The 16040-nt window shown below is 38.8% G+C and carries 15 protein-coding genes and 1 riboswitch; of the genes, 8 read left to right on the plus strand and 7 right to left on the minus strand.

From position 1 onward, the window contains the following. Positions 1-25 precede the first annotated feature (25 nt). From D569_RS0107550 to cysC, 8 genes are all read left to right on the plus strand, one after another. The gene (locus D569_RS0107550) at positions 26-640 is read left to right on the plus strand and encodes a PH domain-containing protein (RefSeq protein WP_018931807.1); all 615 of its coding nucleotides are present in this window, start codon (positions 26-28) and stop codon (positions 638-640) included. A 169-nt stretch (positions 641-809) separates the two neighbouring features. Continuing rightward, positions 810-1163 (plus strand): DUF2200 domain-containing protein, encoded by a 354-nt coding sequence (locus tag D569_RS0107555; protein ID WP_018931808.1) that lies wholly within the window; start codon positions 810-812, stop codon positions 1161-1163. Between the two features lie 198 nt (positions 1164-1361). Next, complete coding sequence (locus D569_RS0107560; protein ID WP_018931809.1) at positions 1362-2306, plus strand: aldo/keto reductase family protein; 945 nt, start codon at positions 1362-1364, stop codon at positions 2304-2306. A 120-nt stretch (positions 2307-2426) separates the two neighbouring features. After that, a riboswitch (SAM riboswitch) is annotated at positions 2427-2540 on the plus strand. A gap of 70 nt (positions 2541-2610) precedes the next feature. Next, on the plus strand, positions 2611-3339 hold the full coding sequence (locus D569_RS0107565) for a phosphoadenylyl-sulfate reductase (RefSeq protein ID WP_018931810.1): 729 nt from the start codon (positions 2611-2613) through the stop codon (positions 3337-3339). A 59-nt stretch (positions 3340-3398) separates the two neighbouring features. After that, positions 3399-5198: an assimilatory sulfite reductase (NADPH) flavoprotein subunit gene (locus D569_RS0107570; RefSeq protein WP_026287254.1), complete on the plus strand. Its 1800-nt coding sequence runs from the start codon at positions 3399-3401 to the stop codon at positions 5196-5198. Positions 5199-5210: 12 nt separating this feature from the next. After that, positions 5211-6923 (plus strand): assimilatory sulfite reductase (NADPH) hemoprotein subunit, encoded by a 1713-nt coding sequence (gene cysI / locus D569_RS0107575; protein WP_018931812.1) that lies wholly within the window; start codon positions 5211-5213, stop codon positions 6921-6923. Next, a complete protein-coding gene (sat, locus tag D569_RS0107580; RefSeq protein WP_018931813.1) occupies positions 6923-8110 on the plus strand; it encodes a sulfate adenylyltransferase in 1188 nt (395 codons plus the stop codon). The genes cysI and sat overlap by 1 nt, the downstream gene beginning before the upstream one ends. After that, positions 8107-8706, plus strand: coding sequence for an adenylyl-sulfate kinase (cysC, locus tag D569_RS0107585; protein WP_018931814.1), 600 nt, complete (start codon positions 8107-8109; stop codon positions 8704-8706). The genes sat and cysC overlap by 4 nt, the downstream gene beginning before the upstream one ends. 34 nt (positions 8707-8740) lie before the next feature. Here cysC and D569_RS0107590 read toward each other — a convergent pair whose 3' ends face one another. The 7 genes from D569_RS0107590 to D569_RS0107625 form a co-directional block, all read right to left on the minus strand. Further along, positions 8741-9883, minus strand: a complete 1143-nt coding sequence (locus D569_RS0107590) for a DUF2264 domain-containing protein (RefSeq protein WP_018931815.1) — start codon at positions 9881-9883, stop codon at positions 8741-8743. Then, a complete protein-coding gene (locus D569_RS0107595) occupies positions 9880-10515 on the minus strand; it encodes a YesL family protein (protein WP_018931816.1) in 636 nt (211 codons plus the stop codon). Before D569_RS0107595 ends, D569_RS0107590 begins: the two co-directional genes overlap by 4 nt. A gap of 541 nt (positions 10516-11056) precedes the next feature. After that, positions 11057-12442, minus strand: a complete 1386-nt coding sequence (locus D569_RS0107605) for an extracellular solute-binding protein (RefSeq protein WP_018931818.1) — start codon at positions 12440-12442, stop codon at positions 11057-11059. 28 nt (positions 12443-12470) lie between these two features. Next, positions 12471-13313: a carbohydrate ABC transporter permease gene (locus D569_RS0107610; RefSeq protein WP_018931819.1), complete on the minus strand. Its 843-nt coding sequence runs from the start codon at positions 13311-13313 to the stop codon at positions 12471-12473. Positions 13314-13339: 26 nt separating this feature from the next. Further along, a complete protein-coding gene (locus tag D569_RS0107615) occupies positions 13340-14287 on the minus strand; it encodes a carbohydrate ABC transporter permease (protein WP_018931820.1) in 948 nt (315 codons plus the stop codon). Positions 14288-14364: 77 nt separating this feature from the next. Further along, on the minus strand, positions 14365-15273 hold the full coding sequence (locus tag D569_RS0107620) for an AraC family transcriptional regulator (RefSeq protein WP_156822909.1): 909 nt from the start codon (positions 15271-15273) through the stop codon (positions 14365-14367). After that, positions 15263-16039 (minus strand): sugar phosphate isomerase/epimerase family protein, encoded by a 777-nt coding sequence (locus tag D569_RS0107625; protein ID WP_018931822.1) that lies wholly within the window; start codon positions 16037-16039, stop codon positions 15263-15265. Before D569_RS0107625 ends, D569_RS0107620 begins: the two co-directional genes overlap by 11 nt. Between the last annotated feature and the right edge of the window lies 1 nt (position 16040).

A 16040-nucleotide genomic window follows, 5' to 3' on the forward strand; every position in this document is an offset into this window, starting at 1 on the left:
TAAACATATTAGGAGGTAGATTTCCATGTTTAAAAAAATTGCTAGTGATGCATTAGGTTTAAGTGACATAGGAAAAATCATCGCCCCAGAGGACTTTGACAAGACCGAGTCTGATGATTATGTATTACACGAAGAAAACGAGCGGATTCACTTTTTGATCAAGTCAAAGTCAGATGAATACTGTTTCACCAATCGTGCCTTAATTCATCTTGATGGTGAAAAAGCGACTAGTAGTAAGCGCAATATTTTTCGGTATGACTATTATCTTTACCCTATTAAAAATGTTTCCGTTGAAACTGCTGGTACGATCGACTTAGACCTTGAGATCAAATTTTCACTTGGAGGCCAGCCGATTTCTGTTGATATTGACAAAAAAGAAGGCGAAGCGATTGCGGACTTGTATAAATCGTTAGTAACTATTTCACAAATCCAAGAGGAAAATGACAGAATAAAAGAATTTTCCAAAGATAGCTTGCAAACTTCACAGTCCTTGTTTACAGATAATCGATTCCATGATGGCAATGTTTCTAGTGAATTTGAAAAAGCAACTAAATTCGCATTTGATTGGTTTAATTCAACCTATAATGAAAACACAAGAAAAGACTTTGGAGACATATTTGATAAATATATTCAGAATTAGAATAATGACCGCATGCATAAAAATTGATTGAATGCATGCGGTTTATTTACGATGTCCAAGCATTTAATACAGCGGAACAATTAATAGCTTAGTTAGTCACTGTGTTAGGTTTTGTCCGATTATTTTTCATGATAAAATAAAGAAAACCATAAAAAAGAGGATGTGTATTATGACCAAACATAAAATCTATACAATGAGCTTCGCAAGTGTCTATCCCCATTATGTTAAAAAGGCAGAGAAAAAAGGACGAACGAAAACAGAAGTCGATGAAATCATCCGTTGGTTGACAGGATATAGCCAGGAAGAGTTAGAAGAACAACTGGAAAAACAGACAGACTTTGAGACCTTTTTTGCGGAAGCTCCCCAATTGAACCCTTCGCGGGCAATGATCAAAGGTGTGGTTTGTGGTGTCCGAGTAGAAGACATCGAAGAACCAACGATGCAGGAAATTCGCTATTTGGATAAGCTGATCGATGAATTAGCAAAAGGAAAAGCAATGGAGAAAATTTTGCGAAAATCTTAATGTTAAGTAGATAAGTGATTACTTTGGTAGAAATGATAAAATAACTGTACCGTATGACCACCGAAAGTTTACCGCCTCTGATCATTAGCAAAACTTATCAGGGTGACACAGATAATTTCATTTCAAACAGATTATTCGCTTCTCTTCTCTCATTCCTTTATAATATTGTAAACGCTTAATAACAGGAGGTTATAGTTCATGCAATATCGTCAGTTAGGAAAAACCGGTCTGAAAGTAAGCGAAATTAGTTTAGGCAGCTGGCTTACATATGGTGGGTATGTCGAGGAAAGGAATGCTGAGGCTTCCATCGATAAAGCATACGACCTCGGGATTAACTTTTTTGATACAGCCAATGTCTACATGCGTGGGGAAGCAGAGAAAATTGTAGGAAAAGCTTTAAGAAAATATCCACGCAGTTCCTATGTCCTTGCCACAAAAGTATTTGGCAAAATGGGCGATGGCCCCAATGATCAAGGTCTTTCCCGTAAGCATATTATGGAGCAATGTGATGCCAGCTTGCAGCGGTTAGGACTTGATTACGTCGATGTTTATTATTGCCACCGTTATCACGCTGATACACCACTAGAAGAAACGTTACGCGCATTGGATGACCTTGTACGTCAAGGAAAAGTATTATACATCGGTGTCAGTGAATGGACAGCCGAGCAAATGACAGAAGCCGTTCACCTTGCTGACAAAAAGTTGTTAGATCGCATTGTTGTCAACCAGCCAAATTACAGTATGCTTCATCGCTATATCGAGAAAGAAGTCATCCCTGTAAGCGATAAGCACGGCATCGGCCAGGTTGTCTTCTCCCCTCTTGCCCAAGGTGTATTAACAGGAAAATATAAAAAAGGAGAAGCAATTCCTGAAGATAGTCGCGCCGCTCAAAAAAACTTAGATTTATCTCGTGTATTAACCGAGAAGAATCTAGAACGGGTAGAAGCATTAAAAGCAATTGCAACGAACGAAAACTTGTCATTAGCACAATTAGCGATTGCTTGGATCCTGCGTCAAGACAACGTATCTAGTGCACTTATCGGTGCAAGTAAACCAGAACAAATTGAAGAGAACGCCAAAGCTTCTGGTGTTAAACTCTCCCAAGAGACGATTGCTAAGGTCGAGGATATTTTAAATCAGTAAAAGTACCTATACCAAGTAATTCCTAGTTACTTGGTATTATTTTTTACAATTTTTACAATAGAATCATTGACTTTTACATTAATAATGTATACTATGTTATTAAACGGACAATAAATGGAATTCTTATCCAGAGAGGTGGAGGGGCAGGCCCTAAGAAACCTCGGCAACAGGTTAGAAAGATAACACTGTGCCAAATCCTGCGGGACAGCATAAACTGAACCCGAAAGATAAGAAGGAATGATTACACATTGCTTACCTTCTTATCAAACGATAAGAAGGTTTTTTAATGAGGAGGAAGCAACACATGCTGACTTATGAAAATTTTTATGACAGCCCGTTGAACAATGAGACTCCCGACCAACAAGATCCTACCAAAGGAGCTCTAAAGATCCTCGAATGGGCTTATCAAACGTATGGCAATTCTTTAGTCTATGCCTGTAGTTTTGGAGCAGAGAGTATGGTATTAATTGACATGATTGCAACAGTCCAACCAGATGCTAGATTAGTATTTTTAGATACTGGTTTACATTTCCAAGAAACATATGACCTGATTGAAGAGGTTAAAGAACGTTATCCGTCATTAGATATCGTTATGCAGAAGCCTTCCCTCACTGTTGATGAACAACGAGAACAATATGGATCAGCGTTGTGGAGCAGGAACCCTGATCAATGTTGTTACATTAGAAAAGTTAAACCATTGGAAGACGCACTGAGTGGAGCAACCGCCTGGATTTCAGGATTAAGAAGGTCACAATCTCCAACAAGAGCCAATACCAACTTTATTAACAAGGATGACCGTTTTCAGTCCATTAAGATTTGTCCACTAATTTATTGGTCCTGGGATGATGTGTGGGCCTATATTGAGCAACATCAATTACCTTATAACAAGCTGCATGACCAAAATTACCCTAGCATTGGTTGTATACCATGTACTACACAAGTTACAGATGCGGATGATGAACGTTCAGGACGGTGGGCAAACTTTCAAAAAACTGAATGTGGACTACATGCTACTCCACAATCAACGAAGTGATTATTTTTTATAGCCAAACTCAAGTAAATCTATCGGATTAATTAAAAGAGGTGAAAATGTTGACATTACAAGTAGTAAACAGTCCGTTTGATGAAAAACAGACGGAAATATTGAATCAAATTTTGCCAACACTGACAGACGCACAAAAAAATTGGCTAGCTGGATATTTGGCCGCTTCTCAGTCTCAATCATCACAAAGTGTTACATCGGTTGAACAACCAGCGCCTACACAGGTTAAAACCCGAACCGTCACCATTTTATACGGATCGGAAACGGGTAACAGTCAAGAACTAGCAGAGCAATTAGCCAAACAGCTAAAGGATATGCAAAGAGACGTAACAGTTTCTGCCATGGATGACTTTAAACCGAAGAAACTAAAAGAAGCAGAAGATTTACTCATTATTACGGCTACTCATGGCGAAGGAGATCCACCTGACAACGCGATTCAATTCCATGAATTTTTACACAGCCGCAAAGCTCCTAAACTGGAGAATGTTAATTTCTCCGTTTTGTCACTTGGTGATGAGTCCTATGAGCATTTCTGTCAGACTGGTAAAGATTTTGATAAACGGCTAGAAGAATTGGGTGCAACTAGAATTCATCCACGTGTTGACTGTGACGTCGATTACGAAGAACTTGCTGACGAATGGATATCAGAAGTAATCGGCATTCTGAAAAAAGATGCCGGAAACAACGCAGAAACCGTCGATACGCAGCCAACCCCTGCGGAGCAGCCGATTTACTCGAAGAGCAATCCTTATTCTGCTGAAGTATTAGATAACATCGTCCTTAGTGGTAAAGGGTCAAACAAAGAAACAAGACACATTGAAATTTCATTGGAAGGCTCTAACCTCAATTATGAACCGGGAGATTGTTTAGCGATTTATCCAAAGAATGACCCTGCTCTGGTTCAAGCTATTATTGAAGAGCTTAAATGGAATCCAGAACAGACAATTCCCATTAATAAACAAGGGGAAATTCGCTCCGTTCAGGAGGCTCTAACCTCCATTTTTGAGATTACAAGACTTACAAAAGGCTTATTAGAAAAAGCTAGCACTTATTTTCATCATGAAAAACTTCAACAATTAGTAACAGATCCTGAGCAGGTAAAAGCTTATATCGATGGTCGAGATTTATTAGACTTAATTATTGACTATCCACCAAAGCAACTGGATCCAACATCGATTATGCACTTTTTAAGAAAAATACCAGCAAGGCAATACTCAATCGCTAGTAGTTATCAAGCAAACCCTGATGAAGTGCATTTAACTTTGGCAACTGTAAGATATCATACACATGGTCGTGATCGATGTGGCGTATGTACAGGGGAAATCGCTGACAGAATTAAACCAGGTGATCAACTGAATGTCTATGTTCACAAAAACCCAAATTTCAAATTTCCAATGGATGAAAAAACTCCTGTGATTATGATTGGACCAGGTACTGGTGTAGCACCGTTTAGAGGCTACATCGAGGAACGAGAGGAACTTGAACTGAAAGGAAAAACATGGCTTTTCTTTGGTGATCAGCATTTCCGCACAGACTTCTTGTATCAAGTAGATTGGCAAAATTGGTTAAAACAAGGTTACCTAACCAAAATGGATGTAGCCTTCTCAAGAGATAGTGAGAAAAAGGTATATGTACAGCATCGCATGCAAGAAAAAGCAAAAGAATTATTCGAATGGATTGAAACAGGTGCACATCTATATGTGTGTGGGGATGAAAAACGAATGGCAAAGGATGTACACGAAACCTTAATCTCGATTATTAGCGAGCAAGGAAGCCTTAGCGAAGAAGCTGCAAAAGAGTATATCAATAAATTAAAACAGGAAAAGAGATACCAACGTGATGTGTATTAAGGGGGAACAAAAATGGTAAACGATCCTAATAAACTAGACCCGATGGAAAAGCTAAAAGAAGAAAGCCGTTTTTTAAGAGGAACGATTGTAGAAGGGCTACAAGACCCGATTACCGCTTCGATTTCGGAAGATGATACCAAACTGTTGAAGTTTCATGGAAGCTACCAACAGGATGACCGCGACATTAGAGATGAACGACGAAAACAAAAACTAGAGCCTGCTTATCAATTTATGCTTCGTGTTGCCATTCCGGGTGGTGTCGCAACTCCTAAGCAATGGCTTGCAACAGATGATTTAGCACAAAAATATGGCGATCAAACGATAAAACTGACGACCCGCCAAGCTTTTCAATTACACGGAATATTAAAATGGAACTTAAAAGACACGATTAAAACGATTAATGAAGCATTAATGACAACGATTGCTGCATGTGGAGATGTTAATCGTAACGTTATGTGTAATCCGAACCCTTATCAATCTGAAATCCATCAGGAAATTCAAGATTGGGCACAAAAAATCAGCGATCATCTCTCACCAAAAACTGGTGCTTATCATGAAATATGGTTAGACCAAGAAAAAATTATCGATTCTAAAGAGGAAGAAGAACCGATTTACGGCAAAACCTATTTGCCAAGGAAATTTAAAATCGGTATTGCAGCACCACCTTCTAATGATGTCGATGTATTCTCACAAGATATCGGATTAATTGCCATCATTGAAAATGATCAAGTACAAGGCTTTAACGTCGTAGTCGGTGGTGGAATGGGATCCACCCATGGAAATACCAATACCTACCCACAACTCGGAAAGATGGCTGGATACTGTGCGAAAGAGGATGTCGTGGATGTTGCGGAGAAAATCGTCACGATTCAACGCGATTACGGTAATCGATCTGATCGTAAAAATGCAAGATTTAAATATACGATTGATCGTTATGGACTTGATTGGTTCAAACAAGAACTTGCTGAACGACTCGGATGGGAATTAGAAGAAGCAAAAGACTACCATTTCGATCATAATGGTGATAGATATGGCTGGATCAAAGGAAGTAACAGATGGCACCTTACCCTTTTTGTTGAGAATGGTAGAGTAAAAGATGCTGATGATTATAAACTGATGACAGCTCTACGAGAAATTGCCAACATTCACACTGGTGATTTCCGCTTAACACCGAACCAGAATCTAGTCATCGCAAATGTTACCGCACCGAAAAAGAAAAAAATCAACGAAATCCTCGATATGTATGGAATCAGAGATGGAAAGCAATATTCCGGCTTGCGTCGCAATTCCATCGCCTGTGTAGCAATGCCTACATGTGGATTAGCAATGGCGGAATCTGAGCGTTACTTACCTTCTCTTATCGACAAAATCGAAGGTCTTTTAGCCGCAGAAGGCTTACAGGATGAAGAAATTGTGATTCGCATGTCAGGGTGTCCAAATGGTTGTTCACGTCCTGCTCTAGCTGAGATCGCCTTTATCGGTAAAGCTCCCGGAAAATACAACCTTTATCTAGGCGGAAGTTTCATTGGCGACCGTTTAAATCAGCTGTACCGTGAAAATATTGATGAAGAAGAAATCCTGGCAACATTGAAAGAAATATTTCATGACTTTGCGCAAAATCGTACAGATAAAGAACATTTTGGTGACTTTGTTGTCCGTAAAGGCTATGTGGATGAAGTTTATGACGGGCAGAATTTCCACCGTGATATGAAAGGAGTTTTATAGTGGTTGCAATTAAAGAACATACACAAGAAACAATTGAAGCGCATGGAGGCACCTTAATTAACCGTGAAGCAAAAGGTGCAGAGCGAGAACAATTATTAAAAGAAGCAGAAGCATTGAAAACAATAACAATCAACGCGTGGAGTATTTCAGACTTGGAATTGATAGCGATCGGCGGATTTAGTCCTCTAACCGGTTTCCTCGGTAAAAAAGACTATCTGGAAGTAGTCGAAAATCTACATTTAGCTGATGGTACTGTTTGGAGTATCCCAATCACATTAGCAGTAACTGAAGCGGAAGCGGACAACTTAGACATCGGTGAAAAAATCGCACTTTATGGTGAAGATGGTATTCTATACGGCACCCTGGATCTAGAAGAAAAATACACGTATGACAAAGCAAAAGAAGCACAATCTGTTTATGGCACAACAGAAGATGCCCACCCTGGTGTCAAAAAGCTTTACGAAAAAGGCAATATCTATTTAGCTGGGCCTATTACGTTACTCAATCGTCCAAAACATGATCAGTTTAAAGACTTTTATCTGGATCCTGCTGAAACGAGACAGCTTTTTCAAGATTTAGGCTGGAAAACGGTAGTCGGTTTCCAAACAAGAAATCCTGTCCACCGTGCCCATGAGTATATTCAAAAGAGTGCATTGGAATCTGTTGATGGTCTATTACTGAATCCATTGGTTGGCGAAACAAAATCCGATGATATTCCAGCAGATATTCGCATGGAAAGCTATCAAGTAATCTTGAAGCATTATTATCCGCAAGACCGCACTCGGCTTGTTATTTATCCGGCTGCCATGCGTTATGCGGGCCCACGTGAAGCGATATTACATGCTATCGTCCGTAAAAATTATGGTTGTACACATTTCATTGTTGGACGTGATCATGCAGGTGTTGGTGATTATTATGGTACGTATGAAGCACAAGAATTAATTTCACAATATGAAGCTGAGCTTGGTATTCAAATTTTCAAATTCGAGCATGCCTTCTTTTGCAAAAAATGTGAGAATATGGCTACACAGAAAACCTGTCCACATGATAAATCCGAGCATGTTCATTTAAGCGGAACAAAGGTAAGAGAAAAACTTCGCAACGGAGAGTCACTACCGCGACAATTCTCAAGACCAGAGGTTGCTGAAGTGTTAATCAAAGGATTGCAAAGGGGTTCAAACGAATGACACAAACGAAAAACATCGTATGGCATGACTCAGTAGTAACGAAGCAGGATAGAAGCAAACAAAACAACCACCAAAGTCCGGTATTATGGTTCACCGGACTTTCAGGTTCAGGTAAATCGACCATTACCGTTGAATTAGAAAAAGCACTGTTTGAAAAAGGAATTCGATCCTATCGCTTAGACGGCGATAATATTCGTCACGGTTTAAATAATAACTTAGGATTTAGCCCGGAGGATCGCAAAGAAAATATTAGACGGATTGGTGAAGTTGCAAAATTATTAAATGATGCTGGTTTAATCACACTTACTGCATTTATTTCGCCATATCGCCAAGATCGTGATAATGTCAGAAAGCTTCTAGCTGACGGAGAATTTATCGAAGTATATGTGAAATGTAGTCTGGAAAAATGTGAGGCACGTGATCCTAAAGGACTTTACCAAAAAGCACGTGCAGGTGAAATTAAAGGGTTTACTGGTATTGATGCACCATATGAAGAACCAGAGCACCCAGAGTTAGTAATCGATACCGAAAATAAATCTGTTGACGAAGCAGTAGCTGAGATCATTGCGTATTTAGAAACAAGGAATTATATTTAAAAGAATGGAGGCCTTCCTCCATTCTTTTAAATCATTACTCCATTGACCGATATACAGGAAAAACTTCTTGAGACCAAGCTTTTTTACTAGTCCAATGCTTCTCATCTTCCTGCCAGAAAGGATCACTTTCTTTTAGTCCTAATGGCAAAAATATAACTGCACACAAATACAAACTTCCAGTCGATATATATCCTTCTCCTACTTCTGGCTGGTGACCTGTAAACCCAATTTTTAACCAGCCACTGTTATCAAAAACTGTATTAGATGATAACGTTCTTTTTATAACAGCTGTTAATGCTGCTCTCACTTGCCCAACAGCTAACTCAGACGGTAGTTCATGTCGCAGTACTTGATTGGCTAAATGATGAAAAGCACCAAAGCGATATGCCAAAGATCGACCAATCGGCGGAAATGTTCCTTCAGGGGAAATCATCCGTTCTTGAATTCGAGCATATTGAACAGCTCTTTTTCGGATTTTTTCAGATTTATCCGACCAATCACTGTATGTATGTCCGCTTGTTTCTACGATGTCCAACAACATTGGATGAATGACGTAACTATTGTAATAATCGGCATGAAAAGACTTACCATCGCTGTACAAGCCATCACCGACATACCATTGTTCAAATTGGTTAACGGCATAATCAATGCGCATTGGATCCCAGTCTTCCTCACCTAACTTGTATAAAGCTGTCTCAATAATAGCGGAGAATAGTAACCAATTAGAAAAGTAAGGTTTTCTACTTCTTGTAGCTTTCAATGCGTTGATCACATTCTGTTTAACATTATCCTCCAACTCATACCATAAAGTCTGAGGAGCTCTTAATATTGCTTGCGCCAAAAAAGCTGTATCCACAATCGGTTGATCACCCTCAGAAAAATTCATATAATCTTTTGATTCAGGGTTTGTGGCATGATCCATGCATGTTCTTACTCTTTGGACATATTCTCTTCTACATTTCTCCTCTGCTTCATTTTCAGCATACGTTTCTAACCATGGAGCCATCCCATTTACTAAGCGAGCAAAAGCTTCTAAATGAGAATATGCTTCACGGTTAGTGTTTTTTTGTTGTTCGACAGGCATTTGTTTCTTGAGTTGTTCATTCTCCAATGCGAAAAGGAGAGGCTCTGCAATTGCTAACATCGTTTGGAGCCAATAAGATCGATCATCCGTCATTCATACTCACCTTCCATATAAAAAGAAATTTTATTTTCGATTTTTTTCAAAGATTGATAGGAAAACCACATCGTGATAAAAGTTAATCCACTTCCTGCAAACACAAATACAACACCAGGAAAGTAATAACCAATAAAGAAAAAGGCTCCTATATTGATCAAAATTAGTAACGTATTTAATGGGGATACAAGCGCAACGACAAACGCATAGGTTAAATAATCAAAGAATGTAGCTCTAAAATGAACAAATGTTGGGAAGATATACACAAAAATAATGGATACTAAAAATGCTAAACCAAATAACAAAAACAACAGTAACAACCGGAGCCAATGATCCAACGATTGAACAAGTGTTATATTGACATATAATAACATTAGCAAAAAGGTGAAAAAATAGCCAATTACATTTGCCTGTATGAAATGATCTTTAAACTCCGACCAAAATTGTTTGAATAAAGGAAAATCTTGATTACCACGAATCCACTTCCTCTCAATGGACAGTGCAGCAACTACCGAAGGAAAAACGCCCAAAAACAATAACCCTATCATACTAAAGAGTAGCCACAATATATTTAGATAAGCAAGACGCGAAATCCATACCATCGTCTTGTATAACAGCCCCTCATAATACATTTTTCGTTCACCCCTCTTTCAGTTGATTTGCTTTTTCTTAAGTACTATTTAGCGACTTAGGATAAAAAATGCTAAGTCGATTTACTATTCCTCTAATAGCCATTTTGAAATATATCGACTCTTTAGCCACCACTCCGGCTGCCCACTTCCCTTTCCGTGGGGTTTTCCCTTCAGCTAACTTTTTCGAGCCAAACCCGCTCGAAAAAGTGGATCTTCAGGCCAAACGATTCCACAGGAGTGAAAGTGGGCGGCCTTCGCTAGGATCTGCTCTACAACGCAAGCAGGAGGTAACACGATTTTTTTACTCACAAATAGCGATTTTCAACTTGCCTATTACTTACGACATGAATTGTTGCAACTTCTCATAGCGAAGACTCCTGCGGAAATAGCACGATCCGAAAACCTCTTTGCAAAGTTAGTTGAGGCCATGCTCGCGGAAGCGAAGTAATTAGTCGGAGTTAGACTAATTCCCAAATTCTATTTTTTGCTTTCTTTCCATACGAAAAAGGAGGCTTCTCCTCCTTTTCCGCCAAAATCACTTTTAATTTCTGTTTTCTAACCATTCTTCACTCTCTTTTTGTGCTTTTTCCACTGCCTCTTTCGCTGACCTTTCACCAGTTAGAGCAGCTTCCACTTCAGATGTTAATATAAAGCGTGGTTGTGACGATGCCCATGGATACCTAGGTGTCCATGGTGTACTCATCGCTTCCATGGTCGGTGCCATTAAGTTTTCTACCTCTGCATAACTTTCCCACGATTCTGCTGCTTGGATTGCCGGCATGCCATTCGCTTCTTCAAACACATATTGTTGAACCGTTTCGCTCGTTGCAAACTTCATCCATTCCCAAGCTAATTCTTTATTGTCGCTATCCTTTGCCATTGTGATCGGACTTCCTGCGAACATACCTCCTACACCTTCATCGTTTTTAAACTCTTGGACAATTCCAATTCTTTCCCCTAGCCCTTGAGCATATGCCGGCATAATGGTGTCACCTGGACCTTGATTAAGCATAATCGCAATATCGTTATCTTGCGTTAACCATTTTTCACTGCCTTGATCACTTACTAATCCTTCCGGTGCATACTCTTGCATCTCTAATAGCCATTCTAAGCCGGATTCCATTTCAGGACTATCAAAATTAAATTCAATTTCATCCCAAGCAAAGCCAGAACCCCAGCTGCCATTTTGACCTTCAGCAAGATTAATTAATGTAAAAGCAGAAGACCAATCACCACGGAACCAGATACCATAGTTTTGTTCACCTGTTTCAGGGTTCGTTCCTGTCATCTGCTTTGCTTTTTCCGCTACTTCTTCCATCGTAGGATATTCTGAAAGGTATTCTACTCCCCATTCATCAAATAATTGCTTATCATATGCAATAAAGCGAGCATCACCTAAGAAAGGTAAGCCCCATATCCCCAATTCATCACTATCAGGACCAAGCGCTTTCCAACCTTCCACTTGATTATCAATAAATCGATCCAAATCGAAATCTGGGTCTTCTTCAATATACGGTTCTAATGGTTCTAAAACTCCTTGTGCTGCAAAATCAGCAATACCTGGCATTTGATAGACGTCCGCTTCACCAGAAGTAATCATTGCCTGAGTTTTTTCCGTGTAACCTTCCCAAGGCATGATCGTAAATTCAACCGTAGCACCTGGATGCTGACTCTCAAATTCATCTTTAATTACTTGAAGACCTTGCGTCTTTTCACCTGTAATAGGATCAGTGGAATCCTCCATATCAAAGTCACCAATTAATTGTACATTGATGGTTTGCCCTTCCCAATCCCCTTCCACAACATCATCATTCGATTCACTACCATCCCCGTCACCGGCTGTATCATCAGGACTGCAACCTACTGTAACGATAACCACCATTAGTAAAAACAATAACATCAACCAGAAATGTTTAACCTTTTCCATAGTTCTTACCCCCTTATAGATTTAAAAATCATTCACCTTTGACACCACTTAATGCAATGCTTTGAATAATGTATCTTTGCAAAAAGAGATACAACACAACAATCGGCAGGATACTGACAGTAGCAAGTGCCATCGTTAATCCACCTAGGCTTGTTCCGTTTTCAAGAGAGAAGCTTGCGAGGTATAACGGAACCGTATGGAGATCTTGATTATTTAATACAACTAACGGCCACATGAAATCATTCCAGCTCCAAATAAAAGAAAGAATAACCATTGTTGCGGCAATCGGGCCAGCTAGTGGTAAATACACGGTGAAAAATATTCTAAATTCCCCTGCTCCATCAATTTGTGCTGCTTCTCGTAACGTTCCAGGCAATTGATCAAAGAATTGTTTACAGAGAAAGATCAGCATACCATTAATAACAGTTGGCAAAATCAATGGCCAAAACGAATTTAATAAGCCAACACTATTAAACAACGTGTATAACGGAATGAGTCTCGGTTCCATTGGGATCATTAAGGTACACAATACTAAAACAAAAAGCAGTCGTTTATACTTGAAAGTACCTTTTGAGAAGGCGTATCCAGCTAATAATGAGGCGGATACTTGTAAAAAGACTGAACAAGTCGTCACGATACCAGAGTTAATATAAGATTGAATCAATCTACCATTCTCAAAAACGATGCCAAAATTAAAGCTTGAGATCGTTTCCGGTATTAGACGTGGTGGAAAGGGCATCGTAATATTTGCTGTTCGATCAAATCCAACACTTACCATCCAAATAAACGGCATCATCAGTAATATCCCACACACTAACAAGACAATAAACTTTACACTGTTCGATATTCTTTCACTTGTTTTCTGATCCATATTTACCCCTCCTTCTTGCTCAAACACTATAATTGCATCTTTGAAACTTTCAAATTAATGAAAGTAAATATTAAAATAATGACAAACATAATGTACGTTGCTGCTGAGGCTATCCCGAATTCAAAGCCTGTAAAACCTCTTTCATAGATAAACGCCCCCATTGTTTGGATCGATCTTGCCGGACTACCATTAGGGCCACCTAATACATACACTTCGTTAAAGCGTTGCAAGCTCCCAATCCAACCAGTAATTAGTAAGAAGGCAAATGTACCAGACATGTTAGGAATCGTAATAAATAACCATTGTTGAAGTCCGCTAGCCCCGTCAATTTTAGCCGCTTCATACATTTCCGGGGAAATAGCTTGTAAATTTGCTAGACAAATAATGATGACGAAACCGATCCAATGCCAGACTGCTAGTAGAATCACGCCCCATTTGGAAGTAGAAGGATCAGAAAACCATGTAGAAGTAGGTAAGCCAATCGCATCTAATGCATAATTGACAACACCCATTTCAGGATGTAGTACGAATTGGAAAATCATAGCTGCTGCAACAATAGATGTTACATTCGGTAAGAAATAAACTACTTTGAAGAAGTTTTGACCACGTCTAATAGAATTGATTAAGGAAGCAAAAATGAACCCTAGTGGTATGGTTAGAAAAATTTGAAAGAACCCGATAAAAAAGGTGTTCCATACCGTATTCCAAAAAGTCTTAGAAGTTAAGACCAATTGAAAGTTACTGAAACCGATAAACGTTTCAATCGTTCCATTTGATCGAAAGAAACTCAAACGAAATGACTCCACAATCGGATAGACCATAAATAACAAAATACCGAGAAAACTAGGTAACAAAAATATATACCAAGTCAATGCTGCTTTTCTTTTTTTACTTTTGATTGTTTCAACATCATCATGAATATTCACCGTATCCTCTACGCCATTCTCATTAAGGCTAATCTTACCTTTAACCATTTCTCTCCCTCCTTCTCACCACCATGATAGCGTTTACATTTTGTCAGAACTAGCTGAGATGCCTATTACGATCTCATTTAGAAAAAATGATTAATCAATGTATGTTGATCATTATCATCTCGATTCCGATATTCAGTAGGTGTAATTTGATAATGCTTACGGAATTTTCTGCTAAAATGAGAAGCACTTTCAAACCCTGACTCTAATGCAATATCAAGAATCGACTTTTCCGGATGCATTTCCAGTAAGTACTTTGCTCGTAACAACCTGCGTTGCATCATGTACTGCATGACTGTTACACCCGTAACGTCTTTAAAGATTCGCGACATATAATATTTGCTAATATGCAATTGCTCTGCTATTTCGTCTAATGTTAAATTTTGATGGTAATGATAGTCAATCCACGTAATAATTTTATTTACATGCTTCATTTTGCTCGTATTACCTATCGGCGTGCTTGTTAATTTAGATTTACTTAAATCATAGATAATAAATAATAGTTCAATCAATAAAGTGGTAGTTTCTCCTTTGAGCATGCGCTTCTCTATTGACTGTTTCGCTGAATTCTTCAAATTTAATTGCTTTAAATATAGTTTTTGCAGCAATGACTGAATTTCTTCAAATTTCTGTGGCTCGATATCACGTAATAATATATTACCTAGTTGATCAAAAGGAGTTAATATTTCAGGGACATTCAACTGATGAATAATCGACCGCATCCATTCAGGAGAGAATTCAATGACCGTTCTTTCATACGGCTTGCCCTCTGTAGGTGTCGGACCATGTAATGCGGATCCATTCATCACAATAATATCGTTCTCATGCAATTGAATGACATGGTCATTAATTAAATATTTACATTCTCCCTTATGGAACATATAAATTTCAAAATAATCATGTGAGTGAACAAAAAAATCGCTTTTTCGAAAATCTACATCTATATTCCTGTAGTAGAAATATAGATTTTCAATTGATTTATTCATCATCGTCACTCCTAAAATATTTATTTAAAAATGAATAACTGTCCATCGCTTCTTTTTCAAAATTCCTCCATTCACATTCAATCGATACCCGCTTACGATAGTTCACATCCTTCAAATAATGTACAAATGTTTCATAAGGATAAGTTCCCGTTCCTGGTGCTAGCCGACCGGAGTCAGCTACATGAATATGTCCTAAGAATGGACCTGCATCGACAATATGTTGTAATGGCTCCCGCTCGGCCTCCATATGATAAAAGTCAGCTAATACTTGAATAGATGGATGATTTACTTGTTTCGCTAAATCCACTGCTTCTGGGACACTGTTAATGATGTTACTCTCTTTTTTGTTTAACGGCTCAATCACAATTGTAATAGCATGTTGTTCTGCATATTCTGCTGCCTTTTGCAAAAATCGGATGACTTGTTTTTCCGCTTCTTTTTTGGAAAAATGCTTTGGATATGACCTAGCCTCACCACTGCCAAAAACAATGGTATCTGCACCGATTTCTTTCACCCGCGGAACTGCTTTCGCCAGATACGTCTCGATTGCTGTTTCATCTACATCGTTTCCTGTAATCTGTAGGTGACCTGGCAAAAAGACATTGCACACTTCTATCGGCAAATGACTATCTTGATACTTTTGACGAATTGCTTCATAGTCCGCATCATTGTCTGGGACAAGAGAAACTACGGTACATTCCAGAAAATCAAAACCTGCTTGACCAGCATTATCAACCTGATCGATACTGATGCAACATCCTATTTTCATA

Origin of the sequence: Gracilibacillus lacisalsi DSM 19029 (assembly GCF_000377765.1) — a bacterium.
Lineage (GTDB): Bacteria > Bacillota > Bacilli > Bacillales > Amphibacillaceae > Gracilibacillus > Gracilibacillus lacisalsi.

Bases quoted from the DNA above. Each gene is read 5' to 3' on its own strand.
- D569_RS0107565 (WP_018931810.1), top strand. From the start codon at position 2,611: ATGCTGACTTATGAAAATTTTTATGACAGCCCGTTGAACAATGAGACT.
- D569_RS0107620 (WP_156822909.1), bottom strand. From the start codon at position 15,273: ATGATGAATAAATCAATTGAAAATCTATATTTCTACTACAGGAATATA.
- D569_RS0107625 (WP_018931822.1), bottom strand. From the start codon at position 16,039: ATGAAAATAGGATGTTGCATCAGTATCGATCAGGTTGATAATGCTGGT.
- D569_RS0107605 (WP_018931818.1), bottom strand. From the start codon at position 12,442: ATGGAAAAGGTTAAACATTTCTGGTTGATGTTATTGTTTTTACTAATG.
- cysC (WP_018931814.1), top strand. From the start codon at position 8,107: ATGACACAAACGAAAAACATCGTATGGCATGACTCAGTAGTAACGAAG.
- D569_RS0107610 (WP_018931819.1), bottom strand. From the start codon at position 13,313: ATGGATCAGAAAACAAGTGAAAGAATATCGAACAGTGTAAAGTTTATT.
- cysI (WP_018931812.1), top strand. From the start codon at position 5,211: ATGGTAAACGATCCTAATAAACTAGACCCGATGGAAAAGCTAAAAGAA.
- D569_RS0107560 (WP_018931809.1), top strand. From the start codon at position 1,362: ATGCAATATCGTCAGTTAGGAAAAACCGGTCTGAAAGTAAGCGAAATT.
- D569_RS0107590 (WP_018931815.1), bottom strand. From the start codon at position 9,883: ATGACGGATGATCGATCTTATTGGCTCCAAACGATGTTAGCAATTGCA.
- D569_RS0107550 (WP_018931807.1), top strand. From the start codon at position 26: ATGTTTAAAAAAATTGCTAGTGATGCATTAGGTTTAAGTGACATAGGA.
- D569_RS0107615 (WP_018931820.1), bottom strand. From the start codon at position 14,287: ATGGTTAAAGGTAAGATTAGCCTTAATGAGAATGGCGTAGAGGATACG.
- D569_RS0107595 (WP_018931816.1), bottom strand. From the start codon at position 10,515: ATGTATTATGAGGGGCTGTTATACAAGACGATGGTATGGATTTCGCGT.
- D569_RS0107555 (WP_018931808.1), top strand. From the start codon at position 810: ATGACCAAACATAAAATCTATACAATGAGCTTCGCAAGTGTCTATCCC.